Here is a 20,585-nt window from a genome sequence, read left to right as displayed (position 1 = left end):
CTACTTTTCAAAAAATTTGCGGCAGCGGCGCCAATGCGTGTTCGACGCCGGGACTGCCCGCCATTCGTGGTCACATTCAAAGAGGTTACGATGAAGAAGATTTTCAAGCGGACGCTGGGCCTGGCCCTGGTGTCCATGGCCATGGCGACTGCGCAGGCCGCCACCACGACCTACGTTTACTGCTCCGAAGGCTCGCCCGAAGGCTTCAACGCCGCATTCTTCACGGCGGGCACGACCAATGACGCAACCCACCCGATTTTCGACCGCCTGGTTGAATTCAAGGCCGGCTCCACCGAGATTGTGCCGGGCCTGGCAGAATCCTGGGATGTGAGCGAAGACGGCAAGATCTACACCTTCCACCTGCGCAAAGGGGTGAAGTTCCACTCCAACAAGCTCTTCAAGCCGAGCCGCGACTTCAACGCCGACGACGTGCTGTTTTCGTTCCAGCGCCAGAAGAACGCCGACCACCCGTTTCATAAGGTATCCAACGGCTCCTACCAGTATTTCGAGGGCATGGGGATGGGCGAGCTCATCGACCGCATCGAAAAGGTCGATGACCATACCGTCCGCTTCGTCCTGGTCCGTCCCGAGGCGCCTTTCATCGCCAACCTGGGCATGGATTTCGCCTCCATCCAGTCGGCCGAATACGCCGACGCCATGATGAAGGCCGGCACGCCGACCAAGGTCGATACCGATCCCATCGGCACCGGCCCCTTCGAGTTCGGCACCTACCAGAAGGATGCGCGCATTCTGTACAAGACGTTCAAGGCTTACTGGGGCGACCAGCCCCTGGTCGACCGGCTGGTCTTCGCCATCACGCCCGACGCTTCGGTGCGCTATGCCAAGCTGCAAAAGAACGAGTGCCAGTCGATGCCGTATCCGAACCCGGCCGATCTGGATTCGATGCGTGAAAACAAAGAGATCCAGTTGCTGGAGCAGGCCGGCCTGAACGTCGGCTACCTGTCCTTCAACACAGAAAAGAAGCCCTACACCGACGTGCGTGTCCGCCAGGCCCTGTCCATGGCGATCGACAAGCCCGCCATCATCGCCGCCGTCTTCCAGGGCGCGGGCCAGCCGGCCAAGAACCTGCTGCCGCCGACGATGTGGAGCTACAACGATGCGGTTCAGGATTGGCCGTACGACCTGGAGAAGGCCAAGGCGCTGCTGGCCGAAGCGGGCTATCCGGATGGTTTCGAGACCGATTTGTGGGCCATGCCGGTGCAGCGTCCCTACAACCCGAATGCGCGGCGCATGGCCGAGATGATTCAGTCGGACTGGGCCAAGATCGGCGTCAAGGCCAAGATCGTCACCTATGAGTGGGGCGAATACCTGAAGCGTTCCAAGGCCGGCGAGCACCAGACGATGCTGATCGGCTGGACGGGCGACAACGGCGATCCGGACAACTTCCTGGCGACGCTGTTCAGTTGCGCGGCGGCCAAGGATGGCTCCAATTATTCCCGCTGGTGCTATCAGCCCTTCGAGGACCTGATCCAGCCGGCCCGCGCCACGGCCGATCATGCCAAGCGCGTCGAGCTCTACAAGCAGGCCCAGGTCGTCATGCATGAGCAGGCGCCGGCCATCATGATCGCGCACTCCACGGTGTTCGAGCCGTTGCGCAAGGAGGTCAAGGGCTACACCGTGTCGCCCGTGGGCCGCCACATCTTCGACCACGTCAGCCTCGACAAGTAAACCCCGTCGACGGCCCTCGACCCGCGCCCCGGCGCCCGCCCGGCGGGCCCGTGCGGGGCGCGGGCCGCCCTTTCTCATTGGGCCCGCTCGTTGCCGGGCGGGTGCTTCCGCGCCATGCTTTCCTTCATCCTCAAGCGCGTCGGGCTGGCCATCCCGACGTTCATCGGCATTACGCTGCTGACCTTTGCGTTCATCCACCTGATTCCCGGCGACCCGGTGATGATCATGGCGGGCGAGCGGGGCCTGTCGCCCGAACGGCACGCAGCCATGATGGCCCAACTGGGCCTGGACCAGCCGCTGTGGACGCAGTACGGCCATTACATCTGGGGCGTGCTGCACGGCGACCTGGGCACTTCGCTGACGACGCGCGAACCGATCTGGTCCGAGTTCGTGCCGCGCTTCCAGGCCACCCTGGAACTCAGCGTCGCCGCCATGATGATCGCGCTGCTGATCGGCATCCCGGTGGGCGTGCTGGCCGCCGTCAAGCGCGGCTCCTTCTTCGATCACGCCGCCATCACCGCAGCCCTGACCGGCTATTCCATGCCGGTTTTCTGGTGGGGCCTGATGCTGATCATGCTGGTGTCCGTGCAACTGGATCTGATGCCGGTGTCCGGGCGCGTCAGTGCCGCCGTGTTCCTCGATCCTGACAACCCGCTGACCGGCTTCATGCTGATCGATACGCTGTTGTTCGGCGAGGAGGGCAACTTCCTGGATGCCTTGCATCACATCCTGCTGCCGGCCTTCGTGCTGGCGACGATTCCGCTGGCGGTCATCGTGCGCATGACGCGCTCCTCGATGCTGGAAGTCCTGAACGAAGACTACATCCGCACCGCGCGGGCCAAGGGTCTGTCGCGTCTGCGGGTGGTCGTGGTCCATGCCTTGCGCAACGCGCTGCTGCCGGTGCTCACGGTGGTCGGCCTGCAGGTCGGCGTGCTGATGGTGGGGGCGATCCTGACCGAAACCATCTTTTCCTGGCCGGGCGTCGGGCGCTGGCTGATCTATGGCCTGGAGCAGCGCGACTATCCGGTCGTCCAGGGCGGCGTGCTGATGGTCGCCACCCTCATCATCATCGTCAATATGTGCGTCGACATCCTGTATGGCCTGGCCGATCCGCGCATCCGCCATCGCCGGGGAAGAAACTGACATGGGCACGACTTCAACCGCAACCGTTTCCATTTCCGCACCGCCGGGCCCATTCAAATCCTTCTGGCAGGACTTCAGCCGCAATCGGGGCGCGCTGATCGGCCTGTGGACCATCGTCGTCATGCTGTTGGTGGCGGTCTTTGCGGGGCTGATCGCCCCGCACGACCCCTCGATGCAGTATCGCGACGCCTTGCTGCAGCCGCCCGCCTGGCTCGAGGGCGGTTCCTGGCGATTCGTGCTGGGCACCGATGACGTGGGCCGCGACATCCTGTCGCGCCTGATGCACGGCGCGCGCCTGTCGCTGCTGGTGGGCTTCCTGGTGGTCAGCGTGTCGCTGGTGCTGGGGATCTTCTTTGGCGTCATCGCCGGCTACGCGGGCGGGATCGTCGACATCGTCATCATGCGCATGGTGGATATCATGCTGGCCCTGCCCAGCTTGCTGATGGCGCTGGTGCTGGTGGCCATCTTCGGGCCTTCGATCGTCAATGCGTCCCTGGCGCTCAGTTTCGTGGCGCTGCCGCACTACGTGAGGCTGACCCGCGCGGCGGTCCTGCGCGAGATGACCTGCGACTACGTGATCGCCTCGCGCGTGGTGGGCGCGGGCGCCTGGCGGCAGATGTTCATCAACATCCTGCCCAACTGTCTGGCGCCGTTGATCGTGCAGGCCTCTCTGGGTTTTTCCAACGCCATCCTGGACATGGCCGCGCTGGGGTTCCTGGGCATGGGCGCGCAGCCGCCCACTCCCGAATGGGGCACGATGCTGGCCAACGTGCTGCAGTTCGCGCAAAGCGCCTGGTGGGTCGTGACCTTCCCGGGCCTGGCCATTCTGCTGGCCGTGCTGGCCTTCAACCTGATGGGCGACGGCCTGCGCGACGCCCTCGATCCGCGTCTGAAAGTGTAGGGGACGGCCATGCTCGAAATTCAGAATCTGTCCGTTCATTTCGGTGAAGAAGCCGCGCCCTTCAAGGCGGTGGACCGCATCAGCTACCGCGTCGAGGCGGGCGAAGTGGTCGGCCTGGTGGGCGAGTCCGGTTCGGGGAAATCCGTCAGTTCCCTGGCCCTGATGGGGCTGATCGACTTTCCCGGCCGGGTGCGGGCTGACGCCCTGCGCTTCGATGGCCAGGATCTCCTGCGCATGCCGGAAAGGCAGCGCCGGTCGTTGATCGGTTCCGAGGTCTCGATGATCTTCCAGGATCCGATGACCAGCCTGAACCCCTGTTATACGGTGGAATACCAGATCGCCGAAGCCTTGCGCGCCCACGGCGGCGGGTCGCGGCGCGCGCTTCGGTCACGGGTGATCGAACTGCTGGAGCAGGTCGGCATCCCCGATCCGGAATCGCGCCTGTCGGCTTATCCGCACCAATTGTCGGGCGGCATGAGCCAGCGCGTCATGATCGCCATGGCGATCGCCTGCAAGCCGCGCCTGTTGATCGCCGACGAACCCACCACGGCCCTGGACGTGACCATCCAGGCGCAGATCATGGATCTGCTGCTGTCGCTGCAGCGCAGCGAGGGCCTGGGGCTGGTCCTCATCACCCATGATCTGGCCCTGGTCGCGGAAGCGGCCGACCGCATCCTGGTCATGTACGCCGGCCAGTTGGTGGAATCCGGGCCCGCATCCGACATTTTTCGCCGGCCGCGCCACCCCTACACCCAGGCGCTGCTGCGGGCGTTGCCGGAGTTCTCCCGGGGCGCCGAGCGCCTGGTGTCGCTGCCGGGCGTGGTGCCGGGGCGCTATGATCGGCCCCAGGGCTGTCTGCTCAGCCCGCGCTGCCCCTACGCCACCGACCTGTGCCGCGCCCGCGAACCGCAATCCGTCGGCCCGGATGGCCGCCAGGTCAAATGCCATACCCCGCTGGACGACGCAGGCGAGCCGGCGAACCCCCACGCTGCGCAGCCTTCGGCCGCTTGCCGCCCCCCAGGAGGGCGCGTTCCGCCCCGGGACGACCCGGCGGCACGGCACCCTGCCCACACCCCCGGAGGCTCTCATGCCGCCCACTGACATCAACGGAGTTTCCGTGCTGCAGGCCATCGATCTGAAGCGCCACTACGCCGTGGAAGGCGGCCTTTTCAAACCGGCAAAGTCCGTCAAGGCCCTGGATGGCGTTTCCTTCACGCTGCAGGCCGGCCGCACCCTGGCGGTCGTCGGCGAGTCGGGTTGCGGGAAATCCACGCTGGCGCGGGTGCTGACCATGATCGAGCCGCCGACCGCCGGGCAACTGCTGTACCGGGGCCAGGATGTGTCGCGCGCCGATCCGGCCCTGGCGAAGTTGCGCCGAAGCAAGATCCAGATCATCTTCCAGAACCCCTACGCCTCCCTGAATCCGCGCAAGCGCATCAGCGACATCCTGGAAGAGCCCTTGCTCATCAACACCGGGCTGGATGCGCGCGAGCGCCGCGCCCGCGGACAGGCCATGATGGAGCGGGTGGGCCTGCGGCCCGAGCATTACAGCCGCTATCCGCACATGTTCTCCGGCGGCCAGCGCCAGCGCATCGCCATCGCCCGGGGCCTGATGCTGGATCCGGAGATTCTGGTGGCCGACGAGGCCGTCTCCGCGCTGGACGTATCGGTGCGCGCCCAGGTGCTGAACCTCATGCAGGATCTGCAGCGCGACCTGGGCCTGTCCTATGTGTTCATTTCCCATGATCTGTCGGTGATCGAGCACTTGGCCGACGAAGTCATGGTCATGTACCTGGGCCGGGTGGTCGAGCAGGGCACCAAGGAAACGATCTTCGGCCGGCCCCTGCATCCCTACACCCAGGCGCTGCTGTCGGCCACGCCGCGCCTGAACGACGCATCCAGGCGCGAGCGCATCAAGCTGTCGGGCGAGTTGCCCAGCCCGCTGAACCCCCCGCCGGGTTGTCCCTTCAGCTCCCGCTGCCATCGGGTCATGCCGGTGTGCCGCGAGCGCCCGCCCGTCCTGCTGCCCCAAGGCGGGCGGCAAGTCGCGTGTTTCGCCGTCGAGCAGGATTTTGGTAATCTCTGAACAAGGCCTCACGCCGCGAGCATGCCCGACCTCACCCACGGGCTTTTCCGGAGCGCATATCCCCATGGAAACCGTCTTCACCCGCATTCTGGCCGGCGAGATTCCGGCTGCGATCATCCACCGCGATGCCCGCCTCTTTGCTTTCATGGACGCCGGCCAGTTGAATCCCGGCCACGTGCTGGTGGCGCCCTGCGAGCCCTACGCCACGCTGCTCGACATGGACGAGGACCTGGCGGCCGACCTGATGCGGCTCGCCCATCGCGTGGCGCGCGCCGTCCAGGACGCTTTCCAGCCCGCGGGCCTGACGCTGCTGCAGGCCAACCGGCCGGCCGGCTGGCAGACGGTGCCGCATGCCCACATCCATGTGCTGCCGCGCCATGAAAACGACGGCGTGGGCCTGGTCTGGCCGCGCAAGGATCCGGGCATCGAGATTTTGCGTGAATATGCCGCGCGCATCCGTTTGAATTGAATGCTCTGAGCGATCCGGGTATTTTGAGTTTGAATGAACGAGGCCTTGGGCCTCGTTTTTCGTTGTGCGGCGCAATATTAAGGGTAAGCCATAGCTGCGGTTTACCCTTAAGCGAAAACCCTGATCATATTGCAATGCATCATTTAAAGTTCAACTAAATTCTCTTTTTGAATCAATGGGATGAGTACCCGCCTGGGCCGGGTCGGATCGCCCCTGTGCCGGGCATGTCAAGTCCTCATCAATCGATGTCCGAATAGCGTAAGTTTTGCGTAAGTTTCAAATCTTACTAATAGCATCACGCAGAAGCCTGGTCCTCCACAAAACCGGTCCGGGATTGGCTGCAAGCATAAAAACAAAGCTGTTCCGCATAAAAAGAAATGACGGGTTTTGCTGGAATGATGGTGTTTCAGCCGGGCGCATCCGGCGCCCGGGGCCACTCAACAGGAGACAAACCAATGAAAGATGACAAGACTTTGGGACAAGCCATGCAGACGCAGGTCAAGCGCCGTTCGGTGCTGAAGGCCGGTGCCGCCGGCGTGGCCGGCGGCATGCTGCTGCCCGGCACCGCCCGGGTTGCGATGGCCGATGACAAGAAACCCCTGGGGGCCTGGCCCGCCGGTGCGGAAGGCGATTCCGTTTTCGTCGGCCTGACTGTCGATCTGACCGGGCCGTATTCGGCTCAGGGCGCCGAGCAGAAGAACGGCTACGAACTGGCCGCCGAGCAGATCAATGCCGGAGCGCCCGAGGTCCAGAAGATTTCCCCCTTGCTCAAGGGCGGTCTCCTGGGCAAAAAACTGGTGCTCGGCTCGGCCGATGCCGAAACCAAGCCCAACACCGGCGTGCAGGCGGCGACCCGCTTCATCCACGACAACAAGGCCATGATGATCGCCGGCAGCACCAGCAGCGCGGTGGCCATCGCGCTGCAGAAAGTCTGCAACCGCGAACACACCCCGTACTTCACGGCCATTTCCGGCTCCAACGAAACGACCGGCGTGGATTGCCAGCGCTATGGCTTCCGCCTGTGCTACTTCGCCTACATGGCCTGCAAGGCCATCGCCCCGGTGGTCGCCAAGGAACTCGGCAAGAATCGCAAGGCCGCCTACCTGACGCCGGACTACACCTACGGCCATACCACCACCCAGTCGATGAAAGAGTTCACCGAGAAGGAAGGCTGGTCCACCGTCACCAATCAGGTCCACCCGCTGGGGGCCAAGGACTACAGCTCCTATCTGATCAACATCGCCAACACCGATGCCGACGTGCTGGTGGTCGTGGCGTATGGCGCGGACGCCGCCAACGCCATCAAGCAGGCCAAGCAGTTCGGCCTGCTCGACAAGATGAAGATCGTCATCCCCTACATGTCCGCCTATCTGGAAAAGGAAGTCGGCGCTGAAGTCATGCAAGGCGTCTACGCCGCCCAGGGCTTCTGGTGGACCATGGAGGACCAACTGCCCGTCGCCAAGGACTTCGTCGCGGCCTACGAGAAGAAGTACAAAAGCAAGCCCCGGGATTCGGCCATGTACGCCTACCTGGCCCTGGTTCTGTGGGCCGATGCGGTGGAACGCGCCAAGAGCCTCTACCCGGTCGACGTGGTCAAGGCGCTCGAAGCCGGCGAACTGCGCGACAGCCCGGTGGGCAAGGTCACGTTCCGCGCCGAAGACCACCAAGGCATCGTCGACTTCCCGATTCTGCGCGGCAAGAAGCCTGCCGACATGAAGAATCCGGAAGACTTCTTCGAGGTCGTCCAGGTGGTCAGCGGCAAGGATGTGCTGCCGCCGGTCGGTCTGCTGGGCTGCAAGATGGGCGATTACGTCTAAGCACGGGCGTCCGGCCATGGCCCCGGACCGGAGCCATGGCCGGACGCAAGTTCCGGGATTCTCTCTGGAGGCAACTCGATGCCGAGCATGTCTTTGTTTCTGTCGCAATTGTTCAATGGGCTGGCGACCGGCCTGTTGCTCGCGCTCATCAGTACCGGCCTGACCATTATCTATGGCACGCTCGGCGTCATCAATTTCGCCCACGGCGCGCTGTTCGTCGTGGGAGGCTATGCGGGGTATACGGTCTACGGCCTGACGGATTCGTTCGTTCTGGCGGTGGCCGGCGGTTCGGCCGTCGCCCTGGCGTGCGGGCTCGTGATGGAACGCGGCCTGATGCGCAAATACTATAGCCGTCCGCCGGAAGACCAGATTCTGGTCACTTTCGGCATCAGCATCATTCTGGTTGAAATCGTGCGCGGCCTGTACGGCGGCGTCAGCCTGTCGGTCACGCCGCCCGAATGGGGGCAGGGGATTGCCCGTCTGGGCAGCCTGATCTATCCGATGTACCGCCTTGAAACCCTGGGCATCGCGGCGGCCACGCTGCTGCTGCTGTATTTCGTGCTGTACCGCACCAGCCTGGGGCTGATCGTGCGCGCCGGCATCGAGGATGCCCAGATGGTCAATGCGTTGGGCATCAACGTCAAGCGCACCTTCCTGCTGGTGTTCGGCATCGGCGCCATGGCCGCGGGTTTCGCGGGGGTGATCAATTCGCCCATCGTCGCGCTGACCCCCGACATGGGCTTCCGCTATCTGGTCGAGTCCTTCGTGGTGGTGGTGATCGGCGGGGTGGGGTCGTTTCCCGGGGCGATCATCGGCGGCATCATCGCCGGCGAGATCCTCAGCCTGACCGCCATGATCAATCCGCAGTATTCGGACGTCATGCTGTTCATCGCCATGGCGCTCGTGCTGATCTTCCGCCCGCAGGGCCTCATGGGACAGGAGGGACGGGAATGAACTCGGCTCAATCGACAACGGCGACGGCCGGCGCAGGGACTGCAATGCAACAGCCGGCCGCACACAACACGGGAGGCGCCATGCGCAGATCGCTTCCGGAAATGCTGGTGGGCCTCGGCCTGCTGGTGGCCCCTTTCATCCTGCCGGCCCTGGGCATGAGCCCGGACCTGCTCACCCGCATTCTGATCTGGGGCCTGTTCGGCCTGGGCTTCGACCTGCTGTTCGGCTACACCGGGCTGCTGTCCTTCGGCCAGGCGGCTTTCTACGGCACGGGCGGCTTCGTCACGGCGTATCTGCTGACCGATGGCGTGGTGCCCAACATGCTGCTGGCCCTGGCCATCGGTACGGTGGCGGCCGCCGCCATGGGGTTGATCATCGGCTATCTCACCTTGCGGCGCACCGGCATCTACTTCGCCATGAGCACGCTGGCCTTCGGCGAGATGTTCTATTTCATGGAGAACTCGGTATTCAAGGACTATACCGGCGGTGAAAACGGCATCGCCGGCGTGCCGCCGCCGGAGCTGTCCCTGGGCTTCATCGACATCCATATCTCCAGCGGCTGGCCGATGTACTGGTTCGTGGCGGCGCTCTTTTTCCTGGGCTATCTGATCGCCCGGCGGATCGTGCGCTCACCCTTCGGCGCCGTGCTCAAGGCGATTCAGGGCAATCCCAAGCGCGCCATGGCGCTGGGCCACTCGATCCAGTCGTACAAGCTGATCGTTTTCGTGGTCGCCGCCGCGTACGGCGGGCTGGCCGGCGGGCTGCTGGGGCTGTTCCAGTCCTACATGCCGCCCGACGCCTTCGCGCTGGATACCTCCGCGCAACTGGTGATCCAGACCGTGATGGGCGGCGCCGGCACGCTGCTGGGCCCCCTGCTGGGCGCCACCATCTGGCTCTACCTGTACGAGGGCCTGCAGCAGGTCGGCAGCCTGGGGCCCTACTGGAAGCTGATTCTGGGCATCGTCTTCGTGGTCCTGGTGACGGTGTTCCGCCACGGGGTGGCGGGCGCGCTCATCAAGCTCTTTCGCAGCCGCAAGCAGTTGCCGGGCGATATCGATGACGGCGCCAGCACGAGTGTGGCCGGATCCCTGGACATCGTGCCGCCCCTGGCGACGACCCGTCCCGGCGCGCCCGTGCTGGAGGCGCGCGGCGTCAGCAAGCACTATGGCGGCCTGAAAGCCAACTCGGACATCGATTTCACCCTGCGCGAGGGCGAACTGCACGGTGTGATCGGCCCCAACGGCGCCGGCAAGTCCACCTTCTTCGCCATGCTGGCGGGCGAGTTGCCGACGACCACGGGCAAGGTCTTCTTCCGCGGCCAGGAAATCACGGGCATCGGCGTGACCTCGGTCTGCCAACTGGGCATGAGCAAGAGCTATCAGATCAATCAGCTCTTCGAACACCTGACCGTGCGTCAGAACATCATGATCCCGGTCCTGGCGCGGCTGCGCGGACGCTATCGCGCCGATCTGCTGAGCAATCTGCATTCCGATCACCTGGATTCCCAGGTCAATGCCGCCATCGCGCTGGTGGATCTCGGCCACCAGGCCGATACGCAGGTCTCCGAAATGTCCTATGGCGAAAAACGCCGCCTGGAGATCGGCCTGGCGCTGGCTACGGGGGCGAACGTGCTGCTGTTCGACGAACCTCTGGCGGGCCTGGGCCCCGAGGAGCGCGTCATGGTGGTGGGGCTGCTCAAGTCGATCCGCCAGGGCCGCAGCATGGTGATCGTCGAGCACGACATGGATGCCATGTTCGAACTCGCCGAGCGCATCACGGTTCTGTACGAAGGCCGCAAACTGACCGAAGGCGCCCCCGAGGAGATCCGTCGCGATCCGTCGGTCCAGGCGGCCTATCTTGGAGGGATGGACGATGAGTCTGCTTGAAGTCGACAAAATCAACAGCTATTACGGTGATTCGCACATCCTCTTTGATGTCTCGATGCGGATCGAGGAGCACGAGGTCGTGGCCCTGCTGGGGCGCAACGGCGCGGGCAAGAGCACCACGATGAAATCCCTCATGGGCATGGTCGAGGTCAAGTCCGGGGCGATCCGCCACCGGGGCGTCGAGATCCAGCACCTTCCGCCCTATGGGCGCGCGGCGCTGGGCATCCAACTGGTGCCCGAGGAGCGCCGCGTGTTCGGTTCGATCACGGTCCAGGAAAACCTGCAACTGGCGGCCATGACGGCGTCCGCGCCCCGTTCCCTGGACGAGATTTACGCGACCTTCCCGCGTCTGGCCGAACGCAAGCGCAACCGGGGCAAACAGCTCTCGGGCGGCGAGCAACAGATGCTGGCGATTGCGCGGGCCATGATCCGCAACGCCGACATCATCCTGCTGGACGAGCCCTTCGAGGGGCTGGCTCCGCTGATCGTGCGCGACCTGATGTCCGTGTGCCGCCAACTGGCGGATGCGGGCCAGACCATCGTGATCGTGGAACAGAATGTGCGCGCGGCGTTGTCGCTGGCCGACCGCGCCTATATCGTCAACAACGGCCATGTGGTGTACGAGGGCACGCCCAAAGACCTGCACGAAAACGGTGAGATCATCGAACGCTATCTCGGCGTCAAGGCCTGACCGCAACCGTGCTCGGTCCACCGGGCGATTCCCGGGTTCCATGTTTTTTGCATGGACCCGGGTTTTTTTCTTTTGCGGCTTGCGCGGCGGGGTATTTTCCCGCAGTGTTAATCTATAGCCCGTTTCATTTCTTCTGCGAAGCGTTTCTCCATGTCCTCCCCTTCCGATGCCGACGCTGCAGACGGTGATCTGCTGCAATACGTCGCGTCCAGCCAACTGCCCATGCCGTGGGCCGTCTTCCGGATTCATGCCTTTGTCGAACCCGCCACGGGCAAGGAGCATGTGGCCTTGACGCTGGGCGATGTCGGCGGCGATGCGCCCGTGCTGGCGCGCATCCATTCCGAGTGCTTGACGGGCGACGCGCTGTTCAGCCAGCGCTGCGATTGCGGGGCGCAACTGGAGGCCGCCTTGCAGCGCATTGCCGAGGAAGGGCGGGGCATCCTGATGTATCTGCGCCAGGAAGGCCGGGGCATCGGCCTGCTGAACAAGATCCGCGCCTATCAATTGCAGGACGAAGGCGCCGATACGGTCGAGGCCAACGAACGCCTGGGCTTTCCGGCCGACCTGCGCCGCTACGACCTGTGCCGTCCCATGCTGGCGCATTTCGGCATCCGCAGCGTCCGGCTGATGACCAACAATCCGCGCAAGGAGCGCGTACTGACGGACCTCGGCATCACGATCGCCGAACACATCCCGCTGCAGGTCAACCGCAATCCCTACAACGAGCAATACCTGCGCACCAAGGCGCGCAAGCTGGGCCACCGGTTCAAGGAATACTTCGGCGAGGCCCCCTGAGCACGGCACGCCGCGGCCCGGAAAACCCTGGCGGCCAGCGGGGCCATGCGGCCTCCCGCAGGAACCTCATGGATAATACCGATGTTTGTCAAATACATCGACGTGTTAAAACTCAATAAGTTGCAGGCTCCCGCTCAGCGGATTCCATCGTGAAGACCGATCTACATCCACTCCCAACCGTGTGATGTTCCCCCTGCTCAAACCTTCCATCCCTTTCTATGTCCAGGAACCCGGTCCTGACGTCGCCGCATTGTTATCGTCCGAACACGCCGACCGCTCCCATATCCTGGCTTTGATCCGGTTGGGGGATTATTCCCAGGACGCCTTCCTGGCGACCGATACGCGCGGCAGCATCGTCTACATGAACCGCAGCGCCGAACGCCTGTTCGGCTACCGCAAGGGCGCGGCCATCGGGCTGAGCGTCGATGCGCTGCTGCCCGATGTCCGCGAGATCAATCAGCGCCTGCGCCAGCCCGGCTCGCGCAACACCCTGCCCTGGCGCGGCCAGGGCCTGGATCGCCAGCGCCAGCCGCTCATGCTGTCCGGCGCCGCCACGCACATCCCGGCGCCCACAGGCCACAGCCACCTGTACGTCATGCGGCCGCGCCGGGCGTGCCTGCCCGATACCGACCGCCAGGCCGAGCTCGCCTCGCTGGTCTACCGCAGCACCAGCGAGGGCATGCTGGTGCTCGACCCCAAGGGCTTCATCCTGGATGTCAATCCGGCGTTCGTGAAACTGCGGGGCCGGCCCGAATCCGAGGTCATCGGCCGTCATGTCCGCTGCCTGAATTCCCCGTGCCACGACCGTGAGTTCTACCGGACCATGTGGCGCACGGTGATGGAAACCGGCAGTTGGCAGGGCGAGCACTGGGGCCAGCACGCCAACGGCGAGCTCTACCCCGAATGGCTCAGCATCAACACCTCTTATGGCACGGACGGCGAAGTCCATCGCCGGGTGATGATCTTTTCCAACATCGCCGAGATCAAGCAGGCCGAGGCCATCATCTGGAAGCAGGCCAACTTCGACCGCCTGACCGACCTGCCCAACCGGCAGATGTTCCACGACCGGCTGGAACAAAGCATCCGCAAGTCCCGCCGCACCGGCGGGCGCACCGGGCTGCTGTTCCTGGATCTGGACCGCTTCAAGGAAATCAACGACACGCTGGGCCACGCCATGGGCGACGAACTGCTGAAAGAAGCCGCCCGGCGGCTCAGCGGCTGCGTGCGCCAGAGCGACACGGTCGCCCGGCTAGGGGGCGATGAATTCACGGTCCTGCTGGACGACATCCGCGAGCCGCGCGACGTCGAGCGCCTGACGCGCAACATCCTGCGCCGGCTGGCCGAGCCCTTTCGCCTGGGTGTCGAAACCGTCTTCATTTCCACCAGCATCGGCATCACGTTCTATCCGGACGACGCCCCCGATGCGGAATCCCTGCTGAACAACGCCGACCAGGCGATGTATGCCGCCAAGGCCGAGGGCCGCAACCGCAGTTGCTATTTCACGCTGTCGATGCAGGAGCAGGCCCAGACCCGCATGCGGCTGGTCAACGATCTGCACCTGGCGCTGGATCAAAGCCAGTTCACGCTGGATTTTCAGCCCATCGTCGACCTGTCCAGCGGGCGCATCGTCAAGGCCGAAACCCTATTGCGCTGGCACCATCCCGTGCGCGGGCTGGTGTCGCCCAATGAATTCATCCCCCTGGCCGAGGAAACCGGCATCATCCGCTCCATCGGAGACTGGGTCTTCTGCGAGGCCACCCGCCAGGTGGCCGAATGGCGCCGCCAGTACGGGCTGGACATACAGGTCAGCGTCAATATCTCGCCGGCCCAGTTGCGCCACGAGGGCCTGGACCACGCCTTCTGGCGCAGTCATCTGGATACCCTGGGTCTGTCGCCGCGCCAGGTCATCGTCGAAATCACCGAGGGCCTGCTGATCGACTCAGGCGACGAGCGCATCCAGCGGCAGCTCGACGCCTTTCGCGAAGCCGGCATGCAAGTGGCGCTCGACGATTTCGGCACCGGCTATTCCTCGTTGTCCTACCTGCGCAAGTTCAATATCGATTTTCTCAAGATCGACCAATCCTTCGTCGCCAATCTCAGCGCCGACGGCCCCGATCTGGCCTTGTGCGAAGCGGTCATCCTGCTGGCGCACAAGCTGGGCCTGCGCGTGGTGGCCGAAGGCATCGAGTCGCGCGAACAATACGAGCTGCTGGCGGCCGCCGGCTGCGATTACGGCCAGGGGTATCTGTTCGCCCGGCCGCTGGCCCCCGTCGATTTCGAGCCGCTGCTGGCCAACGGCACCGATCTGCGGCCCGGCTGTCCGCTGCGGGCCTGAACGTGCGCTGCGGGCCCGGCCCCGGCTAGTCGCTCTTGAGGCAGTCGGGCGTGGCGGGCAGCACGGCCCAATGCAGGTCGATCACCCGCCCCTTGGGGCCCGACCAGCGCACCTCATCCACGCCCTTCCATGGCGCCGCGTCGTACAAGGCCCGGACGGCCGGCGCCGGCGCCGCGCGCCCGCGTTCGCTGAAGGCGAGCAGCGCGCCGCAGCGCAGGGCCGCCCCCGGGGCGAACCAGGGGGATTGCTCGTCGCTGGCATCGATCCAGACCAGGGTGTCCGGGCCGGTGTGCACGGCGATGTTGCCGCCCAGCCAGGTATTCGAGACCACGACCCGCAAAGGCCGCCCCGGTTGGTGGTCCTGCCAATGCCGCAGCGCGTGCGCCGCCAGCGCCGGCCCGGGGTACGTGGAGCGGGACGCGTGGCCCGTCCATTGGGCGATCGGCCCGCGGGCGACGGCGTAACCGACGGCCATCAGGAGATGCAGCGCCGCCGCCAGGATCAGGATGCGGCGCAGTTGCACGGTTTCGGGACCGCGCAGCCAGCCCAGCCCGTAGAAACCGAACAGCACGAAAAAGGTGCTGGCCCAGGAGGCCTCCAGCCGCGAACCCAGCACCACTGAAACCAGCACCGTGCTGAGAAAAGGCGCCAGGCCGACCCAGAGCAGAAACTGCCGATCCTCGGCCGCCAGGCCGTGCCAGTAGCGCGGGGCGGCGTCTGCGGCCGTGAAGCGCTCGTCGTTGGCCGCATGGCCCGGCGCCCGGTCGCCCCGGCGCTTGCGCCAGAGCGTCCAGGCGGCCAGCGCCAGCACCATGGGCGCAAGGCGTCCGGCCTGGTCCAGAGTGAAGTCCAGCAGGTCTTTCAGCGCCGCCAGCCGGCCGCCCGCATCCAGAGAAGCGTCGGCATAGCGCAGCGGCGCGAAATGATGCTGGTCCAGCCACCACAGGTGCGGGCTCAACACCAGCAGGAAAAGCGCGGCGGCGACGGCGATGCCGCGCCAGGTGGCCGGCTGGCGCAGTGCGCCGCTGCGCAGCGCATAGAGAAAAAAGGCGGCGAACTGGATCAAGGCGCTGTACTTGGTCAGCATGGCCAGGCCGCCGACTGCGCCCAGCAGCGCCCAGTCGCGCATCCGGCCGCCGCGCAACGCCCGGTGGCACAGCCAGATCGAAGCGGTGATCGACCAGAGCTGCGCTGTATTATGGTTGTAGATCGTGCCGCGCAGCGAGAAATAGGCGGTCGTCGAGACCAGCAGGACGGCGATCAGCGCCCGATGGGGCGTGGTGAGGTCGCGGCCCAGTTTCCAGACGAACCACAACCCCAGCGCCGAGAAAAGCTGGCCCATCAGGAAAGGCAGCCAGACGGTCCGGCCCAGCAATTCCGTGGCCAGGTGCATGAACCAGGAGGGCAGGGGCGGATGCTTGGCATAGCCCAGTTCCAGGCTGGCCGCCCAGACGAGTTCTTCCATGCCGTCCAGGTCGGGCGCCGAATGGCTGAGGGCGCACAGTGTCGTCCAGAGCGCAACCATGCCCAGCAGGCAGAGCAGCACCAGGGACGCGCCGGGCGGACGCGCGAGCAAGGGGATTTTCGGAGGAGCGGCCGGCAGCATGGCGGGGAGTATACCGGGCCGGACGGTGTCGCGAAATAGCCGCTATCGGCCCGGATAGCCGCGTCGCCGGGTCGGGCGTCGCGGCGCGCGCAGGGGCGCATGGTACTATCCGCACAGGTATCCGCCAGGGGTGACGGGTGCTTGATCGCGATTCTTTCCAGCAGGTTTTCCATGACAACCGAAGTCCCCATCATCCGTGCCCGCTCGGGATCCAAATTCATCAGTCCGCAGGGCACCAAGGCCGTCAAAGACGGCATGCGCCCGAGCGAACTCACCGAAATTCCCGATTCCGCGCCCAAGCCGTCCTGGCTGCGGGTGCGCATTCCCTCGGGCGCGCGCTACCAGGAAGTCCGCGAGATCGTCGAGACGCACAAACTGAACACGGTCTGCGCCGAATCCAAGTGTCCCAACATTGCCGAATGCTGGGGGCGGGGCACGGCGACCCTGATGCTGATGGGCTCGGTCTGTACGCGGGCCTGCAAGTTCTGCGCCGTCAGCACCGGCAACCCCCACGGCTGGCTGGACCACAACGAGCCGGCCAGCGTGGCCGACGCCGTGGCGCTGATGCAACTGAAATACGTGGTGCTCACCTCGGTCGACCGGGACGATCTGCTCGATGGCGGGGCGGGCCACTATGCCGCTTGCATCCGCGCCATCCACGAGCGTTCGCCCAAGACGGCGGTCGAGGCGCTGACGCCTGATTTCCAGGGCAATCATGGCTGTATCGAGAAAATCCTCGACGCCGGCCTGACCACTTTTGCCCAGAACGTCGAGACCGTCGAGCGCCTGACCCACGTCGTGCGCGATGTGCGCGCCGGCTATCGCCAGACGCTGGACGTCCTGGCGCATGCCAAGGCCTATGCCCCGCAGACCTTGACCAAAACCAGCATCATGCTGGGCCTGGGCGAGACCGACGAGGAAATCGAGCAGGCAATGGATGATATCCGCGCCGCCAATGTCGATATCCTGACGTTCGGCCAGTACATGCGCCCGACGGCCAATCACCTGCCGGTGCGCCGCTTCGTCACGCCCGAGCAGTTCCGCGCCTACCGCGACCTGGGCCTGTCCAAGGGCTTTCGCGAGGTCGTCTCCGGCGCGCTGGTGCGGTCCAGCTACCGCGCCGAGCAAGTCCTCGAAAAAGAGAACGTCGGCCTCTGAGGCTCAATCCCGGATCGCCGCGTCCCCGGCCTGCGACCGGGTCAGGCGTTCCAGGATGCCGGCCAGTTCCCGGCATGCCGGGCCGGGGAACTCCGGCCGGGCAAAAATCCGATAAAGAGTCGCATAGCGGTGGCGGCCCTCCGCCAGTTGCAGAGGCCGCAGCCGGCCATCGGCCAGCTCGTCCCGGATGCGCAGTTCGGGATACCAGGCAAAGCCCAGGCCGGCGCAGGCGGCGCGGATCGAACTGGCCATATGGCTGAAGGTCCAGCGTTGCTCGGCATCCAGCCAGCCGGCGTCCAGGCGCCGCGTGCCGGAGTCTCTGACCACCAATTGCCGATGCTGGCGCAGGTCGGCCCATTCGAGCGGCCGGCCCAGGTGGTGCAGGGGGTGGCCGGGCGCCGCGACCGCCACGAAGCGCACCCGCATCAGAGGCTCGCCGCTGAAGCCCTGGGGAATCCGGGACGTCACCACCAGGTCGGCCTCACGCCGCATCAAGGCCTCGTCGGTGCCGCTGAGCACGGTTTCCAGTACTTCGATCCGGGTTGAAACGCAGCCCGCGCCGAATTCGGCCAGCGCCTGCAGCAGCAGCCATTCCGGAAGCAGGGCGTCCACCGCCACGCGCAGCAGGGATTCGCGGCCGGCGGCCAGTTCCTGCGCCGCCGATTCCAGATTGCGGGCGTGATCGACCAGCAGACGCGCGCGTTGCAGCAGCACCTGGCCGGCCGGCGTAGGCATGGCGCGCCGGCCCTCCGTCTTGAAAACACGCAGCCCCAGGCGGTCTTCGAGCCGCTGGATGGAATAACTGACGGCAGACTGGCTTTTGCCCAGCGCTTCGGCCGCCTGGGCGTAGCCGCCCTCGTCGACGACGGCCAGCAGCGCCTGCCACCAGGCGATTGGAATGACCTCATTCATATCTATTTATTAGATCAAAATGTCTTATTTTATACGGTTGATCATCTAATTATATGATTTCATAATGAGGGCAACCTGTTTTTGGAGACGATCATGTCCCATCGAGCCATCACCCGGATTCTGCCGGCCCAGCCCACCCAGGACGGGGCCGGCGTGCGCCTGCTGCGCGCCCTGGGGCACCAGCGGCAATACCGCATGGACCCCTTTCTGATGCTGGATGCGTTTTCCTCCGACGATCCGGACGACTACATCGCGGGTTTCCCGCCTCATCCGCATCGCGGCTTCGAAACCGTCACTTACATCGTCGACGGCCACATGCGTCATCGCGACCACCTCGGCAACGAGGGCGATCTGAAGGCCGGCGGCGTGCAATGGATGATGGCCGGGCGCGGCATCATCCACGAAGAAATGCCGCAGCAGGAAAACGGTTTGCTGCGCGGTTTCCAGATCTGGCTCAACCTGCCGGCGGCCGACAAGATGCAACCCGCGCATTACCGCGACATCCCGGCCGGGGCGATCACCCGGGCGGAGTTGCCCGAAGGCGGCTTCATCAAACTGATCGCCGGCACGATTCCCTGGGCAACCTGCCCCCTGCAGGGGCCGGGGGAAGCGAATGCCGCGACCCAGCCGCTGATCGCCGATATCCGCGTCATGCCCGGGCAGTTCGTGGACATCCCGGTGCCGGCGACTCATCAGGCGCTGTTGTACGTCTTCGAGGGGCGGCTCGCCGCCGGCGGGCAAGCGGTCGAAGCCGGCCATACCGTGTGGTTCGGCGACCAGGGGGAAACCGTGCACATCGCCGCCGCGCCGGGCGCGGAGGACGGCGCGCGGGTGCTGCTGCTGGCCGGCAAGCCGCTGAACGAGCCCATCGCCCAGTACGGCCCCTTCGTCATGAATACGCCCGAGGAGATCGAGCAGGCCCTGCGCGATTACCGGGACGGCGTGCTGGCGGCCTGAGCCGCGCGGCGGCAAACGCCGCCGGCCTTCTTGATGTTTTTCCAACGGCTCCGTCCGCACGGACGAAGCCCCGACACCCTTGATCGAAAGGAATCATGATGTCCATCCGTGTTCTCGCCATCGGCGGCAGCCTGCGCCAGGGCTCCTACAACCATCTGCTGCTCGAACAGGCGCAGCGCCAGGCCCCCGAGGGCATGCGTATCGAAATCGCCGAGCTGTCCGATGTGCCGTTGTACAACAGCGACGTGCAGGCGCAGGGCTTCCCGGAGCCTGTCCGCCGCCTGGCCGCGCAGGCCGCCCAGGCCGATGCCTTTCTGATCGCCACGCCGGAATACAACTATTCGATTCCGGGCGTGCTGAAGAATGCCATCGATTGGCTGTCGCGCGTGCCCGAGGCGCCGTTCCAGGGCAAGCCCGTGGCCATTGCCAGCGCCTCCATGAGCGGATTGGGCGGGGTGCGCGCGCAGTACCACTTGCGCCAGGTGCTGATCTATCTGGACGTCATGCCGCTGAACAAGCCGGAACTGTTCGTCTCGGCCGCGCACGAGAAATTCGCCGCCGACGGCCGGCTGACCGACGAAGCGACCCGCGAGGGGCTGGACAAGCTGTTGGCCGCCCTGGCCGCCCGGACCTTGCGCCTGCGGGCGGGCGAGGCCGTCGCCGTGGCGGCCTGAGCGGGTCAGTCGCGCCAGCCCCGGTGGTGCGGATGGCCCCGATGGGGCTTTCCGTGGCCCTTCCAGTGCTTGGGCGGGTGGCGGTCGTAGTGGTCGCGGTCCATCCAGCCCTGGCGATAGCCGAAGCCGTGCACGTAGACGGGTTGAGGCACCACGACGACGCGCGGGTGGTGATGGTGGCGCGGCGGGGGCGGATAGTAGGCCGGACCGCCCCAGATGAAACCGGGGATGCCGATGGAAATGCCGACGTCCACGTCGCCCGCATGGGCGGCAGGCCCCGCCATCAGCGCGCCGGCGAACAAGGCCGCCGCAACGATGCCTTTTTTCATGTGAGTGTCCTGGAGACCGAGGGACTCCATTGTGGCCCGCGCGGGCGTCCGGATTGTGAATATCCGGCGGCCAGTCGCATCAAAAGGCTACGAACGCACGGTTTTGCCGGTGTATCTGGAACATCTCTTCACGTTTGTTGCGCGGCGGGCGCCGGCGGGGCCTTGAGCCCCGGGGTTCCGGTC

18 protein-coding genes are annotated in these 20,585 nt (G+C 65.3%); 15 read left to right on the top strand and 3 right to left on the bottom strand.

Annotated features, from left to right (window positions below; all coding sequences use genetic code 11):
* Positions 1-135 precede the first annotated feature (135 nt).
* From ABRZ00_RS01625 to ABRZ00_RS01570, 12 genes are all read left to right on the top strand, one after another.
* Entirely contained in the window at positions 136-1,689 is a 1,554-nt protein-coding gene (locus ABRZ00_RS01625; protein WP_368642820.1) for an ABC transporter substrate-binding protein, read from the top strand.
* 114 nt (positions 1,690-1,803) lie between these two features.
* Entirely contained in the window at positions 1,804-2,832 is a 1,029-nt protein-coding gene (dppB, locus tag ABRZ00_RS01620) for a dipeptide ABC transporter permease DppB (protein WP_343835814.1), read from the top strand.
* A gap of 1 nt (position 2,833) precedes the next feature.
* On the top strand, positions 2,834-3,733 hold the full coding sequence (dppC, locus tag ABRZ00_RS01615) for a dipeptide ABC transporter permease DppC (protein WP_368641371.1): 900 nt from the start codon (positions 2,834-2,836) through the stop codon (positions 3,731-3,733).
* Positions 3,734-3,742: 9 nt separating this feature from the next.
* The gene (gene dppD, locus ABRZ00_RS01610; protein WP_368641372.1) at positions 3,743-4,834 is read left to right on the top strand and encodes a dipeptide ABC transporter ATP-binding protein; all 1,092 of its coding nucleotides are present in this window, start codon (positions 3,743-3,745) and stop codon (positions 4,832-4,834) included.
* The gene (locus ABRZ00_RS01605) at positions 4,821-5,819 is read left to right on the top strand and encodes a peptide ABC transporter ATP-binding protein (protein ID WP_368647820.1); all 999 of its coding nucleotides are present in this window, start codon (positions 4,821-4,823) and stop codon (positions 5,817-5,819) included. Before dppD ends, ABRZ00_RS01605 begins: the two co-directional genes overlap by 14 nt.
* Before the next feature lie 64 nt (positions 5,820-5,883).
* A complete protein-coding gene (locus ABRZ00_RS01600) occupies positions 5,884-6,288 on the top strand; it encodes an HIT family protein (RefSeq protein WP_368640372.1) in 405 nt (134 codons plus the stop codon).
* A gap of 455 nt (positions 6,289-6,743) precedes the next feature.
* Complete coding sequence (locus ABRZ00_RS01595) at positions 6,744-8,105, top strand: substrate-binding protein (protein ID WP_368641374.1); 1,362 nt, start codon at positions 6,744-6,746, stop codon at positions 8,103-8,105.
* 87 nt (positions 8,106-8,192) lie between these two features.
* On the top strand, positions 8,193-9,059 hold the full coding sequence (locus tag ABRZ00_RS01590) for a branched-chain amino acid ABC transporter permease (protein ID WP_368640373.1): 867 nt from the start codon (positions 8,193-8,195) through the stop codon (positions 9,057-9,059).
* An 80-nt stretch (positions 9,060-9,139) separates the two neighbouring features.
* Complete coding sequence (locus ABRZ00_RS01585; protein WP_368641375.1) at positions 9,140-10,945, top strand: ATP-binding cassette domain-containing protein; 1,806 nt, start codon at positions 9,140-9,142, stop codon at positions 10,943-10,945.
* Complete coding sequence (locus ABRZ00_RS01580) at positions 10,932-11,636, top strand: ABC transporter ATP-binding protein (RefSeq protein ID WP_343835805.1); 705 nt, start codon at positions 10,932-10,934, stop codon at positions 11,634-11,636. The genes ABRZ00_RS01585 and ABRZ00_RS01580 overlap by 14 nt, the downstream gene beginning before the upstream one ends.
* 150 nt (positions 11,637-11,786) lie before the next feature.
* Positions 11,787-12,431 (top strand): GTP cyclohydrolase II, encoded by a 645-nt coding sequence (gene ribA / locus ABRZ00_RS01575; protein ID WP_343835804.1) that lies wholly within the window; start codon positions 11,787-11,789, stop codon positions 12,429-12,431.
* A 184-nt stretch (positions 12,432-12,615) separates the two neighbouring features.
* Positions 12,616-14,766, top strand: a complete 2,151-nt coding sequence (locus tag ABRZ00_RS01570; RefSeq protein WP_368641376.1) for an EAL domain-containing protein — start codon at positions 12,616-12,618, stop codon at positions 14,764-14,766.
* Positions 14,767-14,791: 25 nt separating this feature from the next.
* Here ABRZ00_RS01570 and ABRZ00_RS01565 read toward each other — a convergent pair whose 3' ends face one another.
* The gene (locus tag ABRZ00_RS01565) at positions 14,792-16,342 is read right to left on the bottom strand and encodes a glycosyltransferase family 39 protein (protein ID WP_368641377.1); all 1,551 of its coding nucleotides are present in this window, start codon (positions 16,340-16,342) and stop codon (positions 14,792-14,794) included.
* Between the two features lie 201 nt (positions 16,343-16,543).
* Between ABRZ00_RS01565 and lipA the strand changes: the two genes are divergently transcribed.
* The gene (gene lipA / locus ABRZ00_RS01560) at positions 16,544-17,530 is read left to right on the top strand and encodes a lipoyl synthase (RefSeq protein WP_368640377.1); all 987 of its coding nucleotides are present in this window, start codon (positions 16,544-16,546) and stop codon (positions 17,528-17,530) included.
* Positions 17,531-17,533: 3 nt separating this feature from the next.
* Here the strand turns inward: lipA and ABRZ00_RS01555 are convergent, their stop codons facing one another.
* Positions 17,534-18,442 carry a LysR family transcriptional regulator gene (locus ABRZ00_RS01555; RefSeq protein WP_368647819.1) on the bottom strand — a complete coding sequence of 303 codons (909 nt, stop codon included), beginning with the start codon at positions 18,440-18,442 and terminating at the stop codon, positions 17,534-17,536.
* A gap of 93 nt (positions 18,443-18,535) precedes the next feature.
* On the opposite strand from ABRZ00_RS01555, the gene ABRZ00_RS01550 reads away from it, so the two are divergent.
* Together ABRZ00_RS01550 and ABRZ00_RS01545 are read left to right on the top strand one after the other, a co-directional pair.
* The gene (locus ABRZ00_RS01550) at positions 18,536-19,399 is read left to right on the top strand and encodes a pirin family protein (protein WP_368641378.1); all 864 of its coding nucleotides are present in this window, start codon (positions 18,536-18,538) and stop codon (positions 19,397-19,399) included.
* A 95-nt stretch (positions 19,400-19,494) separates the two neighbouring features.
* Positions 19,495-20,073, top strand: coding sequence for an NADPH-dependent FMN reductase (locus ABRZ00_RS01545; RefSeq protein ID WP_368641379.1), 579 nt, complete (start codon positions 19,495-19,497; stop codon positions 20,071-20,073).
* Positions 20,074-20,078: 5 nt separating this feature from the next.
* Here the strand turns inward: ABRZ00_RS01545 and ABRZ00_RS01540 are convergent, their stop codons facing one another.
* Positions 20,079-20,402, bottom strand: a complete 324-nt coding sequence (locus ABRZ00_RS01540) for a hypothetical protein (RefSeq protein ID WP_368641380.1) — start codon at positions 20,400-20,402, stop codon at positions 20,079-20,081.
* Positions 20,403-20,585: the final 183 nt, after the last annotated feature.

Origin of the sequence: Castellaniella ginsengisoli, from assembly GCF_040955415.1 — a bacterium.
GTDB lineage: Bacteria > Pseudomonadota > Gammaproteobacteria > Burkholderiales > Burkholderiaceae_B > Castellaniella > Castellaniella ginsengisoli.
Note: the sequence above shows the minus strand (reverse complement) of the source record. Positions and strands in the feature narration are given on the sequence as shown.

Excerpts from the sequence above, each read along its gene's own strand:
- ABRZ00_RS01625 (WP_368642820.1), top strand. The coding sequence starts at position 136 with ATGGCCATGGCGACTGCGCAGGCCGCCACCACGACCTACGTTTACTGC.
- dppB (WP_343835814.1), top strand. The coding sequence starts at position 1,804 with ATGCTTTCCTTCATCCTCAAGCGCGTCGGGCTGGCCATCCCGACGTTC.
- dppC (WP_368641371.1), top strand. The coding sequence starts at position 2,834 with ATGGGCACGACTTCAACCGCAACCGTTTCCATTTCCGCACCGCCGGGC.
- dppD (WP_368641372.1), top strand. The coding sequence starts at position 3,743 with ATGCTCGAAATTCAGAATCTGTCCGTTCATTTCGGTGAAGAAGCCGCG.
- ABRZ00_RS01605 (WP_368647820.1), top strand. The coding sequence starts at position 4,821 with ATGCCGCCCACTGACATCAACGGAGTTTCCGTGCTGCAGGCCATCGAT.
- ABRZ00_RS01600 (WP_368640372.1), top strand. The coding sequence starts at position 5,884 with ATGGAAACCGTCTTCACCCGCATTCTGGCCGGCGAGATTCCGGCTGCG.
- ABRZ00_RS01595 (WP_368641374.1), top strand. The coding sequence starts at position 6,744 with ATGAAAGATGACAAGACTTTGGGACAAGCCATGCAGACGCAGGTCAAG.
- ABRZ00_RS01590 (WP_368640373.1), top strand. The coding sequence starts at position 8,193 with ATGTCTTTGTTTCTGTCGCAATTGTTCAATGGGCTGGCGACCGGCCTG.
- ABRZ00_RS01585 (WP_368641375.1), top strand. The coding sequence starts at position 9,140 with ATGCGCAGATCGCTTCCGGAAATGCTGGTGGGCCTCGGCCTGCTGGTG.
- ABRZ00_RS01580 (WP_343835805.1), top strand. The coding sequence starts at position 10,932 with ATGAGTCTGCTTGAAGTCGACAAAATCAACAGCTATTACGGTGATTCG.
- ribA (WP_343835804.1), top strand. The coding sequence starts at position 11,787 with ATGTCCTCCCCTTCCGATGCCGACGCTGCAGACGGTGATCTGCTGCAA.
- ABRZ00_RS01570 (WP_368641376.1), top strand. The coding sequence starts at position 12,616 with ATGTTCCCCCTGCTCAAACCTTCCATCCCTTTCTATGTCCAGGAACCC.
- lipA (WP_368640377.1), top strand. The coding sequence starts at position 16,544 with ATGACAACCGAAGTCCCCATCATCCGTGCCCGCTCGGGATCCAAATTC.
- ABRZ00_RS01555 (WP_368647819.1), bottom strand. The coding sequence starts at position 18,442 with ATGAATGAGGTCATTCCAATCGCCTGGTGGCAGGCGCTGCTGGCCGTC.
- ABRZ00_RS01550 (WP_368641378.1), top strand. The coding sequence starts at position 18,536 with ATGTCCCATCGAGCCATCACCCGGATTCTGCCGGCCCAGCCCACCCAG.
- ABRZ00_RS01545 (WP_368641379.1), top strand. The coding sequence starts at position 19,495 with ATGATGTCCATCCGTGTTCTCGCCATCGGCGGCAGCCTGCGCCAGGGC.
- ABRZ00_RS01540 (WP_368641380.1), bottom strand. The coding sequence starts at position 20,402 with ATGAAAAAAGGCATCGTTGCGGCGGCCTTGTTCGCCGGCGCGCTGATG.